At 60.6% G+C, this 17,511-nt stretch carries 12 protein-coding genes; 10 read left to right on the top strand and 2 right to left on the bottom strand.

Features of this window, described 5'->3' with window-relative positions:
• Positions 1-63: 63 nt before the first annotated feature.
• Positions 64-1,977 (top strand): hypothetical protein, encoded by a 1,914-nt coding sequence (locus tag HBO41_RS28180; RefSeq protein ID WP_262380551.1) that lies wholly within the window; start codon positions 64-66, stop codon positions 1,975-1,977.
• On the opposite strand, the gene HBO41_RS28175 is transcribed toward HBO41_RS28180, so the two are convergent.
• Positions 1,963-5,271 carry an EAL domain-containing protein gene (locus HBO41_RS28175; RefSeq protein ID WP_017138735.1) on the bottom strand — a complete coding sequence of 1,103 codons (3,309 nt, stop codon included), beginning with the start codon at positions 5,269-5,271 and terminating at the stop codon, positions 1,963-1,965. The two genes, HBO41_RS28180 and HBO41_RS28175, sit on opposite strands and share 15 nt — an antisense overlap.
• 67 nt (positions 5,272-5,338) lie before the next feature.
• Positions 5,339-6,229 carry a LysR family transcriptional regulator gene (locus tag HBO41_RS28170; RefSeq protein ID WP_017138736.1) on the bottom strand — a complete coding sequence of 297 codons (891 nt, stop codon included), beginning with the start codon at positions 6,227-6,229 and terminating at the stop codon, positions 5,339-5,341.
• A 140-nt stretch (positions 6,230-6,369) separates the two neighbouring features.
• Here HBO41_RS28170 and leuC point away from each other — a divergent pair, with 140 nt between their 5' ends.
• The 9 genes from leuC to HBO41_RS28125 all read left to right on the top strand — a co-directional run bounded on the left by leuC (position 6,370) and on the right by HBO41_RS28125 (position 17,375).
• Positions 6,370-7,788, top strand: coding sequence for a 3-isopropylmalate dehydratase large subunit (gene leuC / locus HBO41_RS28165; protein WP_169988590.1), 1,419 nt, complete (start codon positions 6,370-6,372; stop codon positions 7,786-7,788).
• A 10-nt stretch (positions 7,789-7,798) separates the two neighbouring features.
• Positions 7,799-8,443 (top strand): 3-isopropylmalate dehydratase small subunit, encoded by a 645-nt coding sequence (leuD, locus tag HBO41_RS28160; RefSeq protein ID WP_003234333.1) that lies wholly within the window; start codon positions 7,799-7,801, stop codon positions 8,441-8,443.
• Positions 8,444-8,571: 128 nt separating this feature from the next.
• Positions 8,572-9,336 (top strand): class I SAM-dependent methyltransferase, encoded by a 765-nt coding sequence (locus HBO41_RS28155; protein ID WP_169988588.1) that lies wholly within the window; start codon positions 8,572-8,574, stop codon positions 9,334-9,336.
• A gap of 53 nt (positions 9,337-9,389) precedes the next feature.
• Positions 9,390-10,472 (top strand): 3-isopropylmalate dehydrogenase, encoded by a 1,083-nt coding sequence (gene leuB, locus HBO41_RS28150; protein ID WP_021491199.1) that lies wholly within the window; start codon positions 9,390-9,392, stop codon positions 10,470-10,472.
• Positions 10,473-10,536: 64 nt separating this feature from the next.
• A complete protein-coding gene (asd, locus tag HBO41_RS28145) occupies positions 10,537-11,649 on the top strand; it encodes an aspartate-semialdehyde dehydrogenase (protein ID WP_017138739.1) in 1,113 nt (370 codons plus the stop codon).
• Between the two features lie 239 nt (positions 11,650-11,888).
• On the top strand, positions 11,889-12,899 hold the full coding sequence (locus tag HBO41_RS28140; RefSeq protein ID WP_138450535.1) for an aspartate-semialdehyde dehydrogenase: 1,011 nt from the start codon (positions 11,889-11,891) through the stop codon (positions 12,897-12,899).
• A gap of 161 nt (positions 12,900-13,060) precedes the next feature.
• Complete coding sequence (locus HBO41_RS28135; protein ID WP_169988587.1) at positions 13,061-15,628, top strand: FimV family protein; 2,568 nt, start codon at positions 13,061-13,063, stop codon at positions 15,626-15,628.
• A gap of 225 nt (positions 15,629-15,853) precedes the next feature.
• Positions 15,854-16,678, top strand: coding sequence for a tRNA pseudouridine(38-40) synthase TruA (gene truA / locus HBO41_RS28130; protein WP_169988620.1), 825 nt, complete (start codon positions 15,854-15,856; stop codon positions 16,676-16,678).
• Positions 16,679-16,742: 64 nt separating this feature from the next.
• Positions 16,743-17,375 (top strand): phosphoribosylanthranilate isomerase, encoded by a 633-nt coding sequence (locus HBO41_RS28125; protein ID WP_017138743.1) that lies wholly within the window; start codon positions 16,743-16,745, stop codon positions 17,373-17,375.
• Positions 17,376-17,511 lie beyond the last annotated feature (136 nt).

The following is a 17,511-nucleotide window of genomic DNA, read 5'->3' as shown; positions in this document are numbered from 1 at the left end:
CGTTCAACACCCGTACATTCCCTGCCTTTTACAGGGCCGATCTCACACTCCACAGACGTTAAATTGCTGGACGTTGTCAACGCATTCAATGCCCCTCAAAGACGCTTTGGTGAGGACTATGACGCCAGTGCTCACTTAGCGGTTATCAAAATGATGATGGTTACTTTTGGTCAACGCCCTTCGGACTTGTTTACGCAGGTCAAACGTGCCGAGCAGGGGTATGAGGTCACGCTTAGAGATGGCAACAAAGTTCAAGTGTCCGATCTCGAGTTACGGCAAACAGCCGCCGGCTCAAGAATTGTTGGACATGACCCGGCGGCGATCAGTGATGCGAACTTTGCATTGGCTGTGTTTGTTAAACGTAAACAACTAATGGGCGTTCAGGCAGGTAATAGTCAGGGGTTTAAGAGTGCATTATCAAATTCGTTGCGTGGTGAGACGACTTATAATGTGCTCAAGGGCCTGGGCATGGCCGGTTTTTTACGCCAAGTACCGTCGGCGCAGTTGGCAGGCAGCGGGGTCGGCGTCATGCAAACCCATACATTTGGCGGTGCCCTGGTCTATGGGGGCGTGAGCCATGAATATGGGGGCCAGCGACCTGTCGAGCGTCCCTATGTCTACGTGCTGGTTAATCACAATACGTCCGTTGAGGTGCAGGGTAATGCCTCTGGTTTGAGTGCCAGCGCTCAGCCTCAGAGCCCCTCCGACCCCGGCGTGCCGCCAATGAGCGATTCGTCTTCCGACATCCCCACTCGAGCAGTGGGGCAGAAACCTGTCGATAGAGTAAGAAGTTTTGACGTCGCTGAACGACGGTTCGGTGAGGGCGATACGCGTCGGCATGCGTCCGTGATCAAAATGATGATGATGAGGTTTGGTCAAAGTCCGCAGGATGTGTTCGACAAGGTCGCGGCGGCCGCAGAGGGCTATGACATCACCATGAAGGACGGTTTTTCTTTACATCTGTCCAAAGAAGAATGGAGTCGCACGGCCGGGGTCTCGCGGTTTACCGGCGGTGACAGCGGTATTGTGATGGATGCCAATTTCATCTTGGCGGCCTATGTAAAACGTGTGCAACTGTCCAGTACGGACCCTGATAAACAGAGGAACTTCGAGCGCGCGTTATCCGCGGTCATGCTTAATGATACGGTGTACCGGGCATTAAAAGGGATGGGGATGATCGGTTTCCTGCGCATTGTCGAACCCGAAAAAATGTTGAAAAAAGGCGCCGTTGCTGTCTTGGATAATTACGCTGGTGAGTTTGTACTGGATGGCATCAAATACTCGTCGGGAAAACAACAGCCTGTTGTCAAAGACTATGGCTATATGCTCGCCATGCAGCCGCCGAGCACTTCGTCGGCGCAACCGGGCGGGAACATTTCAAACCTCTCCAATCGTCAGGTGGGCGTCAAGCCTGACAATATCTGGAGTGGGTTCTATCAAGGTTCAGAACTCAACTGCGTCACCGTCTCTGCGATCAAGGCCGCGATGATGAAGTACGGTCAAAATCCCCAGGGCATTTATAAACGCATTATTGAGACACCCGAGGGTTATACCGTGACCATGCGTGACTCATGCACGGTACACCTGACCCACGATGAGTTGAAAAAAGCGCAAAAAGGTTCGCACTTCTTCGGTGAAGATAAAGGTCTTTTGCACGATGCGATTTTCATGTTCGCGGTGAGCGCAAAGCGCGCGCAAATGGAAAATCACGAGTTTCGGGCTGAAGCGAGTTTTGAGGCCGCCATGGGGACGCTCAATGATAGAGAAACCCCTGGCGAAGCACTTCGGCGCCTTGGCTTGTATGCCTTCACGCGTAGCAGCACTGCCGAGGAATTGGCCAGTGGCGTTGCGGGCACTCTTGCCAATCATGGCCACTCCGTAGGCGTTTTTGACGGAATTATCGATTTTTATGGGTCAACAATAAAATTGGCCGGTTCGGACTGGGAGAAAGGCGCTCACGCGTTAAAACTGGTGTAGACCGGGTGAGGGCGGTTGGACCAGTAACTGCCTGAACGCCTTGATCGGCAACGGCCGGCTGTGCAAATACCCTTGGAACAAATGGCACCCCAGCTTTTGCAGGAACGCCAGTTGCTCCGGCGTTTCCACGCCCTCGGCAATTACATCAAGGTTGAGGCTGCGGGCCATGGCCACGATGGCGCGGATGATTTCCGCGTCGTTGGGGTCATGGGTGGCATCGCGCACGAAGGACTGGTCGATCTTCAGCGCATCCACCGGCAGGCGTTTGAGATAAGTCAGCGACGAATAGCCGGTGCCGAAGTCATCCATGGCAAAGCTCACGCCGAGCTTTTTCAGGCGGCGCATCTTGGCCACGGTGTCGTCCAGGTTCTGGATGACGATGCCTTCGGTGATCTCCAGCTTTAACAGGCTGCAGGGCAGATGATGCTGTTTGAGGCTGTGTTCTACCCGCTCCACAAAGTCGTTCTGGCGAAACTGCCGGGGGCTGATATTCACGCACAGGCTGAAATTAAGCGGGTCTACCAGGCCCTCGGCAATCAGCTGCGCAAAGGCGCCGCAGGCCTCATCGAGAATCCAGGTGCCGACCTCCAGGATCAGGCCGCTGTCTTCCAGTACCTTGATAAATTCGGTGGGTGACTGCGCGCCCAATTGTGGGTGCTGCCAGCGCACCAGCGCCTCGGCGCCGACAATTTTGTTGCCGCGTGCATCCACCTGGGGTTGGTAATGCACGCTGAACTCACCGCGTGACAGCGCCAGGCGCAGGTCGGTCTCCATGCGCAGACGCTCACTGGCGGTTTTCTGCATGCTGTTGTGGAACATTTGCGTGGTGTTGCGCCCCGAGTCCTTGGCGCGATACAGCGCAATATCGGCGCGCTTGAGCAGGTCGGCCGGTGTGGAGCCATGATCGGGTATAAGCGCCACGCCGATGCTCGGTGTGACCTGCAAGCGGTGGCCATCCAGGAACATCGGCTCCGACAGCAGTTCGCGCAGCGTGTCGGCCAATACTTGTACTTGGCCGCTGACCGCTGTACGTGTGCCTTCCAGGCCACTGAGCAACACCACGAACTCATCACCGCCCAGGCGCGCCACGGTGTCTTCCAGGCGCACGCTGGCTTCCAGCCGTGCAGTGACTATTTTCAGCACGGTGTCGCCCACCGGGTGACCGAGGGAATCATTGATGTGCTTGAAGTGGTCAAGGTCGAGGAACAATAACGCGCCGCGCAGGTTATGGCGTTTGAGCAGGGCGATCTGCTGACTGAGACGGTCCATCAGCAGCGCGCGGTTGGGCAGGTTGGTCAGAGGGTCGTGGTAGGCCAGGTGACGAATCTGCGCCTGGGCGTTTTTCAGCAGGCTCACATCCCGCGCGGTCAACAGCAGGCACGGGGTTTCATTGAGGGTGATGGGTTCGACCGAGACTTCCACCGCCAACACTTCACCGCGCTTGTTGTGCCAGAGCATTTCCAGGTGATGAATGCGGCCCTTGATCTGCAGTTCGGCCAACAATGCCGCGCGCTGGTTTTCATCGGCCCAGATGCCGATCTGGTAGAGCGTGAGGCCGATGGCTTCTTCGGCGCGGTAGCCGGTCAGGCGGCAGAAGCCGTCGTTGACCTCGACATAACGGCCGGTGTCGCGCTCGGTAATGGAAATCGCGTCAGGGCTGGAGTGAAAGGCCTTGGCGAACTTCTCTTCACTGGCCTTGAGCGCGGCTTCCGAGCGCTGTTGCTGGGTGATATCGCGCAACGTCGTGACAATGCAGGGTTGGTCACCGACCTTGATCAACCGGCTGGAAATCACGCAGGTCAGGCTGTGGCCGTTCTGGTGATGCACCACCAGGGCCACATTGCTCAACGATTGTTCGCGGATCACCTGCTCAATGCGTTGCAGGCGCTGGCTCGAATCGTCCCACAGGCCGATCTGCTCGGCGCTGTTGCCGATGACGTCGGCAGCGGTCCAGCCGAAGGTCTGGGTAAAGGCCGGGTTGATCTCGATAAACACGCCGCTGTCCAGGCAGGTTACGCAGATTGGGTCGGGGCTGGCCTGGAACAGGCTGGCGAATTTTTCCTCGGAGGCGGTCAGGCGTTGTTCGCGTTCAACCTGGTCGGTGATATCGAGCAAGGTGCCGGCCATGCGCAGCGGCTTGCCGGCGTCATCGCGATACAGGCGTGCACGGCTTTCCAGATAGCGCGGGCTGCCATCTTCCATTTCCACGCGGTAGGTCAACTGATAGTTGCCGTCCGGGCCTTCGCGCAGGCTGCGGTAGGCGTTGCGCATGCCCTCGCGGTCGGCATCGGACATGCCTTCAAAAAACGCATCGAAGGCTTCGTGGAACGGTTCGGGCGGCAGGCCGTGCAACTGGGCAGCGCGGGCCGAGCCGTAGAGCATGCCGGTGGGGATATGCCAGTCCCAGGTGCCCAGTTGCGCCGAATCCAGGGCCAGGTCGAGGCGCTCCTGGCTGTCCTTGAGGGCCTGCTCGGCGTTCTTGCGGTCGGTGGTGTCAAGAAAGGTGCTGATCAGGTAAGCCTCGCCCTCAAGCTCGACCTTTTGCGCGCTGAGGGTGCCATCGTGAATCTGGCCGTTGCTGGCGCAGAACTGCACGTCCATGGTGATCGGCTCGCCCTTGCGCTGGGTGGCCTTGACCAGCAGCGCGCGCTCCTCGGGGTGGCGCCACAGGCCCAGCTCCAGGGTGGTGCGGCCGATGGCCTCGGCCACGGGCCAGCCAAAGTGAATCTCGAAGTACTGGTTGGCTTCGCTGATGCGGCCGTCGGACTGGCGGGTGAGCAACACCATGTTGGGGCACAGGTGAAACAGCGTGGCGAAGCGTTTTTCCGATTGCATGAGGGCGTGTTCGCGCTCGCGTTGGCGAGTGGTTTCGCGAATTACCCCGATCATGCGGCGCCGGCCGGTTTTGTCCGGCGCCAGGCTGCCGTTGATTTCCAGCCAGTGATGGCTGCCATCCGGCCATTGGATGTGGTGGTGCATGGCCTGCTCGAACGGCTCGCCCGCCAGCACCGCATGGAACGCGCGCACCACCCGGGCGCGGTCCTGCGGCGCCAGCAGGTCCAGGTAGTCGAGGTCTTTGGGCAAGGGTTGCCGAGGGTCGTAGCCAAACAACGCCTGGGTGCCGCGTGACCAACTGATCCTGCCGGTATCGATTTCCCAGCACCACGCGCCAAGGCGGGCAGCATTGAGGGCCGCCAGCAATTGTGGAGCACTTTCCCAGCTTTGTTCCGCCTCTTGAGGGTCCAAGGCGTAAATGCGCGGCAGGGGCGGTACGGAATCGACGGGGTTGCGCATTATCAATGGGCCTTGGCTCAATGGGCGTTCGGCGCGGGATTATTCAGGCTTTATGGGCCGCACAGCTTCATGCCGGTATCCCTGGCAGATCGACCTGTGCATCCAATAGGCTCATGAAAGCCCGCGCAGCGTTCGACAGCGTCCTTTCGGTGTGCACGATATAGCCTAGCTGGCGACTGAGCTGTATGCCCGGCAAAGCGATACTTGCCACCTGATCATCGAGCATGGTGCGCGGCAAAACGCTCCAGGCCAGGCCGATGGAGACCATCATCTTGATGGTTTCCAGGTAGTTGGTGCTCATGGCGATGTTGGGCGTGAGGCCCTGGGCCTCGAACAGCCGTCTGACGATATGGTGGGTAAAGGTGTTGCCGCCGGGAAAGACCGCCGGGTGTTTGGCAATGTCGGCAAGGCTGACCATACCATTGCCGGTCAAGCTGTGTTCCGGTGCCACCACGAAGTCCAGCGGGTCGTCCCACACCGGCGTGGCGCGCACCAGGTTGTGCGGTTCAGGTGCCAGGGTGATGACCGCCACTTCGGCACGGCCATGGAGGATTTCTTCGTAGGCCACTTCCGAATCAAGGAACTGAATATCCAGTGCCACATTGGGATATTGCCGGGTAAAGGTGCGCAGAATGGGCGGCAGGCGGTGCAGGCCGATGTGATGGCTGGTGGCCAATGTCAGCCGGCCGCTGACTTCGCCGGTCAGGTTGGTGAGCGCCCGGCGTGTATCGTCCAGCACATTCAAAATCTGATAAGCGCGTGGCAGCAGGGCGCGCCCGGCTTCGGTCAGGCCGACTTCACGGCCCAGGCGATCGAACAGGCGCACCTTTAATTGTTGTTCCAGCCCGGCGATGCGTTTGCTGATCGCAGGCTGGGTCAGGTGCAGGCGATCACCGGCGCCGGAAAAGCTGCCGGTCTCGGCGATAGCGATAAAGGCGTTGAGGTTGGCCAGGTCCATGGTGGTATTCCAGTTGGTAATCCAAAGCATAAAAAATATGAATTTGAGTTATTTAATGTAGCGCCATACCATCAGCCTCACAAGCCAAAGGGTTATTGAAAAGCCCGGCGTATAGATGCACCTGTGATGAGGACCGACTGATGGCCGGCAAAACGCTTTACGACAAGCTTTGGGATTCCCATGAAGTGAAACGGCGCGACGATGGCTCGTCGCTGATCTATATCGACCGTCACATCATCCATGAAGTGACCTCGCCCCAAGCGTTCGAAGGCCTGCGACTGGCCGGGCGCAAGCCTTGGCGCGTCGACTCGATCATCGCAACCCCGGACCACAACGTGCCGACCACTCCGGAACGCAAGGGCGGGATCGACGCCATCGTCGACACCGTGTCGCGCCTTCAGGTGCAGACCCTCGACGACTACTGCGACGAATATGGCATCACCGAATTCAAGATGAATGATGTGCGTCAAGGCATCGTCCACGTGATCGGCCCGGAGCAGGGCGCCACCTTGCCGGGCATGACGGTGGTCTGCGGCGACTCCCACACGTCCACCCACGGCGCGTTCGGCGCCCTGGCGCACGGCATCGGCACCTCCGAGGTGGAACATGTGTTCGCCACCCAGTGCCTGGTCGCTAAAAAGATGAAGAATATGTTGGTCAAAGTCGAAGGCACCTTGCCTTTCGGCGTGACCGCCAAAGACATCGTGCTGGCCGTGATCGGCAAGATCGGCACCGCCGGCGGTAACGGCCACGCCATCGAGTTCGCCGGCAGCGCGATTCGCGACCTGTCCATCGAAGGCCGCATGACCATCTGCAACATGTCCATCGAAGCCGGTGCCCGCGTGGGCATGGTGGCGGCGGACGAAAAAACCGTTGAATACGTCAAAGGTCGCCCATTCGCACCGGCGGGCGCCGATTGGGATGCCGCCGTTGAAGCCTGGAAAGACCTGGTCTCCGACACCGACGCGGTGTTCGACACCGTGGTCGAGCTCGACGCTGCCCAGATCAAGCCGCAAGTGAGCTGGGGTACCTCGCCGGAAATGGTCCTGGCGGTTGACCAGAACGTGCCGGACCCGGCTAAAGAAACCGACTTGGTCAAGCGCGGTTCCATCGAGCGCGCCCTGAAATACATGGGTTTGAAAGCCAACCAGGCGATTACCGACATTCAGTTGGATCGCGTGTTTATCGGTTCCTGCACCAACTCGCGGATCGAAGACCTGCGCGCTGCGGCGGTGATCGCCAAGGGCCGCAAAGTGGCTTCGACCATCAAGCAAGCCATCGTGGTGCCGGGTTCCGGCCTGGTCAAAGCCCAAGCTGAAGCCGAAGGCCTGGACAAGATCTTCCTCGAAGCCGGTTTTGAATGGCGTGAGCCGGGCTGCTCGATGTGCCTGGCGATGAACCCGGACCGTTTGGAATCGGGCGAGCATTGCGCGTCCACTTCCAACCGAAACTTCGAAGGGCGTCAGGGCGCCGGTGGGCGTACTCACCTGGTCAGCCCGGCCATGGCCGCTGCGGCTGCCGTCAACGGTCGTTTCATCGACGTTCGCGAATTGATCTGAGGAATACCCGATGAGAGCTTTTACCCAACACACCGGCCTTGTCGCCCCTTTGGATCGCGCCAACGTCGACACCGACCAGATCATCCCCAAGCAGTTCTTGAAGTCGATCAAGCGCACCGGTTTCGGCCCTAACCTGTTCGACGAGTGGCGCTACCTGGACGTGGGCTACGCCTACCAGGACAACTCCAAGCGCCCGTTGAACAAGGATTTCGTGCTCAACGCCGAACGCTATCAGGGCGCCAGCGTATTACTGGCGCGGGAAAACTTCGGTTGCGGCTCCAGCCGTGAACACGCGCCGTGGGCGCTGGAAGAATATGGCTTTCGCAGCATCATCGCGCCGAGCTACGCCGACATCTTCTTCAACAACAGCTTCAAGAACGGCTTGCTGCCGATCATCTTGAGCGATGCCGAAGTGGATGAGTTGTTCAAGCAGGTGGAAGCTGATGTGGGCTACCAACTGACCGTTGACCTGGCCGCGCAAACCGTTACCCGCCCGGACGGCAAGGTGTATCACTTCGAGGTGGATGCGTTCCGCAAGCATTGCCTGATCAATGGCCTGGACGACATCGGCCTGACCTTGCAGGACGGCGATGCGATTGCCGCGTTTGAAGCCAAACACCGGGCGAGCCAGCCCTGGTTGTTTCGCGATGCCTGATTGGCGGTAACCGTGCGGGCCCCATCGCGGGCAAGCCCGACTCCCACCCTGGAATGCATTCCACTGTGGGAGCTGGCTTGCCTGCGATAGCGCCCGTACAACCACCCCAACACCCAAGGAAAGCCACCATGACCACCACCGCCCACACCCAAGTCGTGCAAAAACAATTCGGCGAGCAAGCCTCCACCTACCTGAGCAGTGCCGTGCACGCCCAAGGCACCGAATTCGCGCTGCTCCAGGCCGAACTGGCCGGGCAGGGCGCTGCACGGCTGCTGGATTTGGGCTGCGGCGCCGGGCATGTGAGTTTTCAGGTGGCGCCACTGGTTAAAGAAGTGGTGGCCTACGACCTGTCCCAACAGATGCTCGACGTGGTTGCCGCAGCTGCTATAGACCGCAACCTGGCCAACATCCGCACCGTACACGGCGCCGCCGAGCGCCTGCCATTCGCCGACGGCGAGTTCGACTTCGTGTTCAGCCGCTACTCGGCCCACCACTGGAGCGACCTGGGCCTGGCGCTGCGCGAAGTGCGCCGGGTGCTCAAGCCCGGTGGCGTGGCAGCCTTCGTCGACGTCTTGTCACCGGGCAGCCCACTGTTGGACACTTACCTGCAAACCGTCGAAGTGCTGCGTGACACCAGCCACGTGCGCGATTATTGCGCCGCCGAATGGATGCAACAGCTCAGCGAATCCGGCTTGCATGTGCGCACCAGCAGCCGTCAACGCCTGCGCCTGGAATACACCTCGTGGGTCGAGCGCATGCGCACGCCAGAGGTATTGCGCGCGGCGATCCTTGCGCTGCAACAGGCAATGGGCCAGGAAGTGCGCGATTACTACGAGATTCAAGCCGACGGCACCTTCAGCACCGACGTGCTGGTGGTTTTCGCTGAACGCTGATTGATTTTTCCCGACCTGCCCACGGGCGGGTCGCTTGATGAAATGAGGAACGCATGAGCAAGCAGATTCTGATTCTCCCTGGCGACGGTATTGGTCCGGAAATCATGGCCGAAGCGGTCAAGGTCCTGGAACTCGCCAACAGCAAGTACAGCCTGGGCTTTGAGCTGAGCCACGACGTGATCGGTGGCGCGGCCATCGACAAGCACGGCGTGCCGCTGGCTGACGAAACCCTGGACCGCGCCCGTGCGGCCGATGCCGTGCTGCTCGGCGCCGTGGGTGGCCCGAAATGGGACAAGATCGAGCGTGACATCCGCCCTGAGCGCGGCCTGCTGAAAATCCGCGCGCAACTGGGCCTGTTCGGCAACCTGCGCCCGGCCATCCTCTACCCGCAGTTGGCCGACGCGTCGAGCCTCAAACCGGAAGTGGTCGCGGGCCTGGATATCCTGATCGTGCGTGAACTGACCGGCGGTATCTATTTTGGCTCGCCACGCGGCGTGCGCGAGTTGGAGAATGGCGAACGCCAGGCCTACGACACGCTGCCGTACAGCGAGAGTGAAATCCGCCGTATCGCCCGTGTCGGTTTCGACATGGCCCGTGTGCGCGGCAAAAAGGTCTGCTCGGTCGATAAAGCCAACGTACTGGCCTCCAGCCAACTGTGGCGCGAAATCGTCGAGGAAGTCGCCAAGGACTACCCGGACGTCGAGCTGAGCCACATGTACGTCGACAACGCTGCCATGCAACTGGTGCGTGCGCCCAAGCAGTTTGACGTGATCGTCACCGATAACCTGTTTGGCGACATCCTGTCGGACCAGGCCTCGATGCTCACCGGCTCCATCGGCATGCTGCCGTCGGCGTCCCTGGACACCAACAACAAGGGCATGTACGAGCCTTGCCACGGTTCGGCGCCGGACATCGCGGGCCAGGGCATTGCCAACCCGCTGGCGACGATTTTGTCGGTCTCGATGATGCTGCGTTACAGCTTCAACCTGAGCGAAGCGGCGGATGCCATCGAGAAGGCCGTAAGCCTGGTGCTGGATCAAGGTTTGCGCACCGGTGACATTTGGTCACAGGGTTGCACCAAAGTCGGCACGCAAGAAATGGGCGACGCAGTAGTCGCCGCGCTGCGGAATCTGTAATCTCTCCGGCCCGCTTGCAGTTGTTGCTGCAAGGCGGCCCACTTTTTAACAAGGTGTAGTTGCGATGAAACGTGTAGGTCTGATCGGTTGGCGCGGTATGGTCGGTTCCGTGCTCATGCAGCGGATGCTGGAAGAGCAGGATTTCGATCTTATTGAGCCGGTGTTTTTCACCACTTCGAACGTAGGTGGCCAAGGGCCGTCCGTGGGCAAGGATATCGCCCCGCTCAAGGACGCCTACAGCATTGAAGAGCTGAAAACCCTCGATGTGATCCTGACCTGCCAGGGTGGCGACTACACCAGCGAAGTCTTCCCCAAGCTGCGCGAAGCCGGCTGGCAGGGTTACTGGATCGACGCCGCCTCCAGCCTGCGCATGCAGGACGACGCGGTGATCATCCTCGACCCGGTGAACCGCAAGGTCATCGACCAGCAACTGGATGCTGGCACCAAGAACTACGTCGGCGGCAATTGCACCGTCAGCCTGATGCTGATGGGCCTGGGCGGCTTGTTCGAAGCCGGCCTGGTTGAGTGGATGAGCGCCATGACTTATCAGGCGGCGTCCGGCGCCGGTGCGCAGAACATGCGTGAACTGATCAAGCAGATGGGCGCGACCCACGCCGCTGTCGCCGATCAACTGGCCGACCCTGCCAGCGCGATCCTCGACATCGACCGCCGCGTGGCCGAAGCCATGCGTAGCGACGCTTACCCGACCGAGAACTTCGGTGTGCCATTGGCCGGCAGCCTGATCCCGTGGATCGACAAGGAACTGCCAAACGGCCAGAGCCGCGAAGAGTGGAAGGCCCAGGCCGAGACCAACAAGATTTTGGGTCGCTTCAAGAGCCCGATCCCGGTCGACGGCATCTGCGTGCGCATCGGCGCCATGCGCTGCCACAGCCAGGCGCTGACCATCAAGCTGAACAAAGACGTGCCGATCGCCGATATCGAAGGGTTGATCAGCCAGCACAACCCGTGGGTCAAGCTGGTGCCGAACAACCGCGACATCAGCATGCAGGAGCTGAGCCCGACCAAGGTCACCGGCACCCTGAATGTACCGGTGGGCCGTCTGCGCAAGCTGAACATGGGCAGCCAGTTCCTCGGCGCGTTCACGGTCGGCGACCAACTGCTGTGGGGCGCTGCCGAGCCGCTGCGTCGCATGCTGCGGATCTTGCTTGAGCGTTGATCGCTTGAAGCCGTAAGAGAAACCCGCGTACTGGTGACAGGCGCGGGTTTTTTGTTGCCCTTGAGGCCGCCATCGCAGGCAAGCCAGCTCCCACATTTTGTTTTGTAAACACATTCAAGGGTGGGAGCTGGCTTGCCTGCGATGAGGCCGTCAGCCTCACTACAAAGGCCAGCTTAATTGCCTCACCCCGAGCCACCCGGTAAAGTGCCGCTCCCCCCGCAATGCCCGAGGCAGCCTCCATGACCCAGACCTTTGAAATCGCCGTGATCGGCGCCACTGGCACCGTCGGTGAAACCCTGGTGCAGATTCTCGAAGAACTGGATTTTCCGGTGGGCACCCTCTATCTGCTGGCCGGCAGCAATTCGGCCGGCGCCTCCGTGCCATTTCGCGGCAAGAACGTGCGGGTCAAGGAAGTCGATGAGTTCGATTTCAAAAAAGCGCAGCTTGCCTTCTTTGCGGCCGGCCCGGCCGTTACCTTGAGCTTCGCCCCGCGCGCCACCGCTGCCGGTTGCGCGGTGATCGACTTGTCTGGCGCCTTGCCTGCTGAACAGGCGCCTCAGGTGGTGCCGGAAGCCAATGCCCATGTACTGGACAGTTTGAAAAAGCCCTTCCAACTGAGCAGCCCAAGCCCATCGGCGACCAACCTGGCCGTGGTGCTGGCGCCGTTGCGTGAATTGTTGGAGATCCAGCGTGTCAGCGTCACCGCCAACCTGGCGGTATCCGCCCAGGGCCGTGAAGCCGTCAGCGAGCTGGCGCGACAGACCGCCGAACTGTTGAACGTGCGCCCGCTGGAGCCCAAGTTCTTTGATCGGCAAATGGCCTTCAACCTTTTGGCACAAGTCGGCACGCCAGATGCGAAAGGTCATACAGCCCTGGAGAAACGTCTCGTACACGAACTGCGCGCGGTGCTGGAAACTCCATTGCTGAAGATTTCTGCAACCTGCGTTCAAGCCCCGGTGTTTTTTGGCGATAGCCTGACGGTGTCGTTGCAATTGGGCGCGCCGGTCGATCTGGCAGCGGTGAACCGTGCATTGGAAGCGGCGCCTGGCATCGAACTGGTTGAAGAGGGCGATTACCCCACGGCTGTGGGCGATGCGGTCGGCCAGGATGTGGTCTACGTCGGCCGTGTGCGTGCAGGTGTGGATGACCCGGCGGAACTAAATCTGTGGCTGACGTCAGATAACGTACGCAAGGGCGCGGCACTCAACGCCGTACAGCTGGCGCAGTTGTTGATAAAAGGCCTTGTGTAAAAGATACTTGGCGGCAATTTGTAGATTGATTCTAGCCAGGCGCTATGCTTGGCCCCAAGCGGTAAAGAAGCGCGTCGGTAACCTATCGGCTCGCCATGCCTTATGGCAGCGGTTACCAACCTTCTCGCAGGCCGGGGAGTGTTCAGACAAAGGATGAGGCTATGGTTCAAGTTCGCAAACTGGTGTTAGCAATAGCGGCCGCCTCGGCGCTGTCCTCCGGTATGGCGCAGGCGCTGCAACTTGGGGAGATGACCCTCAAGTCGAAGCTGAACCAGCCGTTGTCGGTGGAAATCGAATTGCTCGACGTAGGCGGCCTCACGGCTGCCGAGATCACCCCGAGCCTGGCCTCCGACCAGGCGTTTGTCGATGCAGGCGTTGACCGCCAGGCGTTTCTCAATGACCTGACGTTTACCCCGGTGGTCAACCCCAGCGGCCGCAGTGTGGTGCGCGTCACCTCCAGCAAGCCGCTGCCCGATTCCTACGTACGTTTCCTGCTGCAGGTGCAGTGGCCCAATGGCCGCTTGATGCGCGACTACAGTGTGTTGCTCGACCCTGCCAAGTTCGAGCAGCCGGCGCCGACCGCCAACGCGCCCGCGCCGCGCTTGAGCGCACCGGCCAGCACTGCGGCCGCCAGCCCGGCGAAGACCGCCAGCAAATCCGCTCAACACACCACGACCTCTCACGACACCTTGTGGGAAATTGCCGAAAAGAATCGCAACGGTGCGTCGGTGCAGCAAACCATGCTGGCCATCCAGGCGCTTAATCCTGATGCCTTTGTCGACGGCAACATCAATCGCCTGAAAACCGGCCAGGTCCTGCGCCTGCCGGACCGCCAGCAAGCCACCAGCTTGCCGCAGCCCGAGGCGATTGCCGAAGTGACTGCGCAAAATGCTGCCTGGCGCGCAGGTCGTCGCGCAGCCAGTAACCCGGTGGCGGGCAAGCAACAGCTGGACGCGACCAAGCGCACCCAGGCGGGCAATGCGCCGTCGAGCACCACGGCCAAGGACAACTTGAGCCTGGTCTCGGCGGAGTCGGCCAAAAAAGGCGCAAAGGGCAAGGCCGGTGATAGCCGAGCGGTGAGCGATAAACTGGCGATGACCCAGGAGCAGCTGGACACCACCCGTCGCGACAATGAGGAGCTCAAAAGCCGTGCGGCCGACCTGCAAAGCCAACTGGACAAGCTGCAAAAACTGATTCAACTGAAAAACGATCAACTCGCCAGGTTGCAGGCCGGTAACCCTGAGCCGGCGGCACAGGCGACAGCGGCGATGCCGGCTCAATTGGCGGCTGAACCTGCGGCCACGCCAGCACCGGCTGAGGCGGCGCCCGTTGCCGCAGCACCCGCGCCTGAGCCAATCAAGGCGCAGGACACGCCTGCCACCAACGAAGGCAAGTTCAACGAGCTGCTGACCAATCCGATCGTCCTTGGTGTAATCGGTGGCGCGGCTGGCTTGCTGGTGTTGTTGCTTCTGCTGCTGTGGGCGCGCCATCGCAATGCGCGCCTCGAAGAGGAAAAGCACCTGCGCATGGCACGCGCGCTGGCCGAAGAACCGGCATTTACGCCAAATGTGGATCACGATCTGCCTGCGGACAGCTTCGAAGGCCTTGAGGTGGCAGCGCCGAACGTTAAATTGGCTGCTGCTCCAGCGCCGGCGGCGGTTGCTGAGCCTGTGGTGGTGCCATCGGTCGCCTCCGTGCTGGCGCCATTGGCCGTCGCCGTCGCCCCGGAAAACTCCAGTGATGCACTGGCGCAAGCGCAATCCCATATCGACCGTGGCCACCTGAACCAGGCCGCCGATGTGCTGGAGCAGGCGATCAAGCGCGAACCCAAGCGCAGCGACCTGCGCCTGAAGTTGATGGAAGTCTATGGCCTGCAAGGCGACAAGGACGGTTTCGTCACCCAGGAGCGTCAACTGGTGGCCAATGGTGAAAACCATGCCCAGGTCGAGCAGCTGAAAAGCCGCTTCCCTGCCATGGCCGTGTTGGCGGCGGGCGTCAGCGCTGCGGTGGCAGCGGCGGCCCTGGATGCTCAATACGTCAAGGACTTGCTCGAAGACAAGCCCGCCGCGCGTGCCCCGGAGCCTGAGGCGTTCGACACCGATTTCGACCTGAGTCTGGATGACCTGGAAGCGGCGTCACCCACCGTAGTCAGCCCGAAAGACGCGCCGAGCTTTGAGTCGGTGCTGCAACAGCAGACCGAAGCCAAGGCCAGCCCTGATGACCTGTCGGACTTCGACCTGGACTTGCAGCTTGAGGCTCCGTCTTCGCAGGCCGATGACGACTTCCTGTCGGGCCTGGAAGATCAAATGAAGGACGTGCCGGCTGTTGAGCCGCCGACCCTCAAGCCGGCTGCGCTGGACGATTTTGACCTGCCGGAGGACTTCGATCTGTCCCTGGCGGACGAGCCGCAAGCCCCGGCCGTTGCCAAGCCTGATGCATTCGCCTCGGAGCTCGATGACGTCAACGCAGAACTCGATCGCCTGTCTTCGAGCCTCGAGCATCCGCCGATCGAGCCTTCCTTCACCGCTGAAGACGCGGCGTTGGGCGCTGATGAGCCGGAGTTTGACTTCCTTTCCGGCACCGACGAGGTCGCCACCAAGCTGGACTTGGCCCAGGCTTACATCGACATGGGCGATGCGGATGGCGCAAAGGACATCCTCAATGAAGTGCTGACCGAGGGCAGTGAAGAGCAGCGCGGTGAAGCCAAGGAAATGCTCGGCAAAATCTAACAGTTGATACAAACCCCCTGTGGGAGCTGGTTTGTGTGGGAGCTGGCTTGCCTGCGATGGCGTCAACCGGGTCTCAACTGTAGACCGAGGTGCCTGTATCGCAGGCAAGCCAGCTCCCACACAACAAAAGCGCCCCGCATAGCTCCAGCGCCTTTATAATGCCCGCCTTCGCGCAACTCATCGGGCTCTCAGTTCTTGGCAAATATAGATAACGCGGCTGCCGAAATGGCGGCCGCAGGCTTTAACCGCATCGCCTTGGGCGTGGAATACAAAGGTTCGCGCTATCGCGGCTGGCAGCGCCAGGCTTCAGGTGTGCTGACTGTGCAGGAAACCCTCGAAAACGCGTTGTCGAAGGTGGCGGATTCGCCGGTCTCGCTGATGTGTGCCGGGCGTACCGATGCCGGTGTGCATGCCTGTGGCCAGGTGGTGCACTTTGACACCCAGGCCGAGCGCACGCTGAAAGCCTGGGTGATGGGCGCTAATATCAATTTGCCCCATGACGTCAGCGTGACCTGGGCCAAGGTCATGCCTGCGCATTTTCATGCGCGCTTCAAGGCCATTGCCCGGCGCTACCGCTATGTGATCTACAACGATCAGATCCGCCCGGCGCACCTGAATCAGGAAATCACCTGGAACCACCGCCCGCTGGATGCCGAACGTATGGCCGAGGCCGCCCAGCATCTGGTCGGCGTGCATGATTTCAGCGCCTTCCGTGCGGGGCAATGCCAGGCTAAATCGCCGATCAAGGAAGTCCATCACCTGCGCGTGACCCGTCACGGCAAGATGATCGTGCTGGATATCCGCGCCGGTGCTTTCCTGCACCACATGGTGCGCAATATTGCCGGTGTGCTGATGACCATCGGCACTGGCGAGCGCCCGGTGGAGTGGGCGCGGGAAGTGCTGGAGAGCCGCGTTCGCCGCACCGGCGGTGTCACGGCGCACCCGTTCGGCTTGTACCTGGTGGATGTGGAGTACCGCGAGGAGTTTGAATTGCCGCAGCGCTTTATCGGTCCACATTTCCTCACAGGTTTCAGCGAACTTGACGGCTGACGCCTGCAAGCGCTTTTGTTACCATCCGGGACTTTCTCGGCCCAACCCCTGAGGTTTCCACGACATGCCAGCCGTTCGCAGCAAGATTTGCGGGATTACCCGCATAGAAGATGCGCTGGCGGCAGTCGAAGCGGGGGCGGATGCCATCGGTTTCGTGTTTTATGCCAAGAGCCCGCGCGCGGTAAATGTGTTGCAGGCGCGGGCGATTATCGCTGCGCTGCCGCCATTCGTGACCACCGTGGGGCTGTTCGTCAACGCCAGCCGTTGCGAACTCAACGAAACCCTGGATGCCGTGCCGTTGGATATGCTGCAATTTCACGGTGACGAAAGCCCCGATGAATGCGAAAGCTACCAGCGCCCGTACATCAAGGCGCTACGCGTCAAGGCCGGGGATGACATTGCTGCTGCGTGCGCCGCCTATACTGGCGCTCGCGGCATTTTGCTGGATACCTATGTCGAAGGCGTGCCCGGCGGCACGGGTGAGGCGTTCGACTGGACGCTGATTCCCGAAGGCTTGAGCAAGCCGATCATCCTCGCAGGTGGGCTCAATCCCGCGAATGTCGCGGCGGCCATCGAGCAGGTCCGGCCTTATGCGGTGGACGTCAGCGGCGGAGTGGAGCAGGGCAAGGGCATCAAGGATCACCACAAGATTCGCGCATTCATGCAGGCCGTGCGCAACAGCAGTGGCGCGATGTGACGGCTGGCAGTCTGCCGCCGTCCATAACTACCACTGTGTAGAACAGCACCGGTGCCGCCTGCGGGAGGCCCGGAAATGAAGTGGCAACCCTGCGTTGGCAGGTTGTCTGGAAGGCTGAGGATACAGGCGGGAAATG

The sequence above is a fragment of the Pseudomonas sp. WS 5146 genome (genome assembly GCF_012985495.1).
GTDB lineage: Bacteria > Pseudomonadota > Gammaproteobacteria > Pseudomonadales > Pseudomonadaceae > Aquipseudomonas > Aquipseudomonas edaphica.
This window is presented reverse-complemented; position numbering and strand designations above follow the sequence as displayed.

Coding starts and splice junctions, on each gene's coding strand:
- leuD (WP_003234333.1), top strand. CDS start 7,799: ATGAGAGCTTTTACCCAACACACCGGCCTTGTCGCCCCTTTGGATCGC.
- HBO41_RS28170 (WP_017138736.1), bottom strand. CDS start 6,229: ATGGACCTGGCCAACCTCAACGCCTTTATCGCTATCGCCGAGACCGGC.
- leuC (WP_169988590.1), top strand. CDS start 6,370: ATGGCCGGCAAAACGCTTTACGACAAGCTTTGGGATTCCCATGAAGTG.
- HBO41_RS28175 (WP_017138735.1), bottom strand. CDS start 5,271: ATGCGCAACCCCGTCGATTCCGTACCGCCCCTGCCGCGCATTTACGCC.
- leuB (WP_021491199.1), top strand. CDS start 9,390: ATGAGCAAGCAGATTCTGATTCTCCCTGGCGACGGTATTGGTCCGGAA.
- truA (WP_169988620.1), top strand. CDS start 15,854: ATGGCGGCCGCAGGCTTTAACCGCATCGCCTTGGGCGTGGAATACAAA.
- HBO41_RS28125 (WP_017138743.1), top strand. CDS start 16,743: ATGCCAGCCGTTCGCAGCAAGATTTGCGGGATTACCCGCATAGAAGAT.
- HBO41_RS28135 (WP_169988587.1), top strand. CDS start 13,061: ATGGTTCAAGTTCGCAAACTGGTGTTAGCAATAGCGGCCGCCTCGGCG.
- HBO41_RS28140 (WP_138450535.1), top strand. CDS start 11,889: ATGACCCAGACCTTTGAAATCGCCGTGATCGGCGCCACTGGCACCGTC.
- HBO41_RS28155 (WP_169988588.1), top strand. CDS start 8,572: ATGACCACCACCGCCCACACCCAAGTCGTGCAAAAACAATTCGGCGAG.
- asd (WP_017138739.1), top strand. CDS start 10,537: ATGAAACGTGTAGGTCTGATCGGTTGGCGCGGTATGGTCGGTTCCGTG.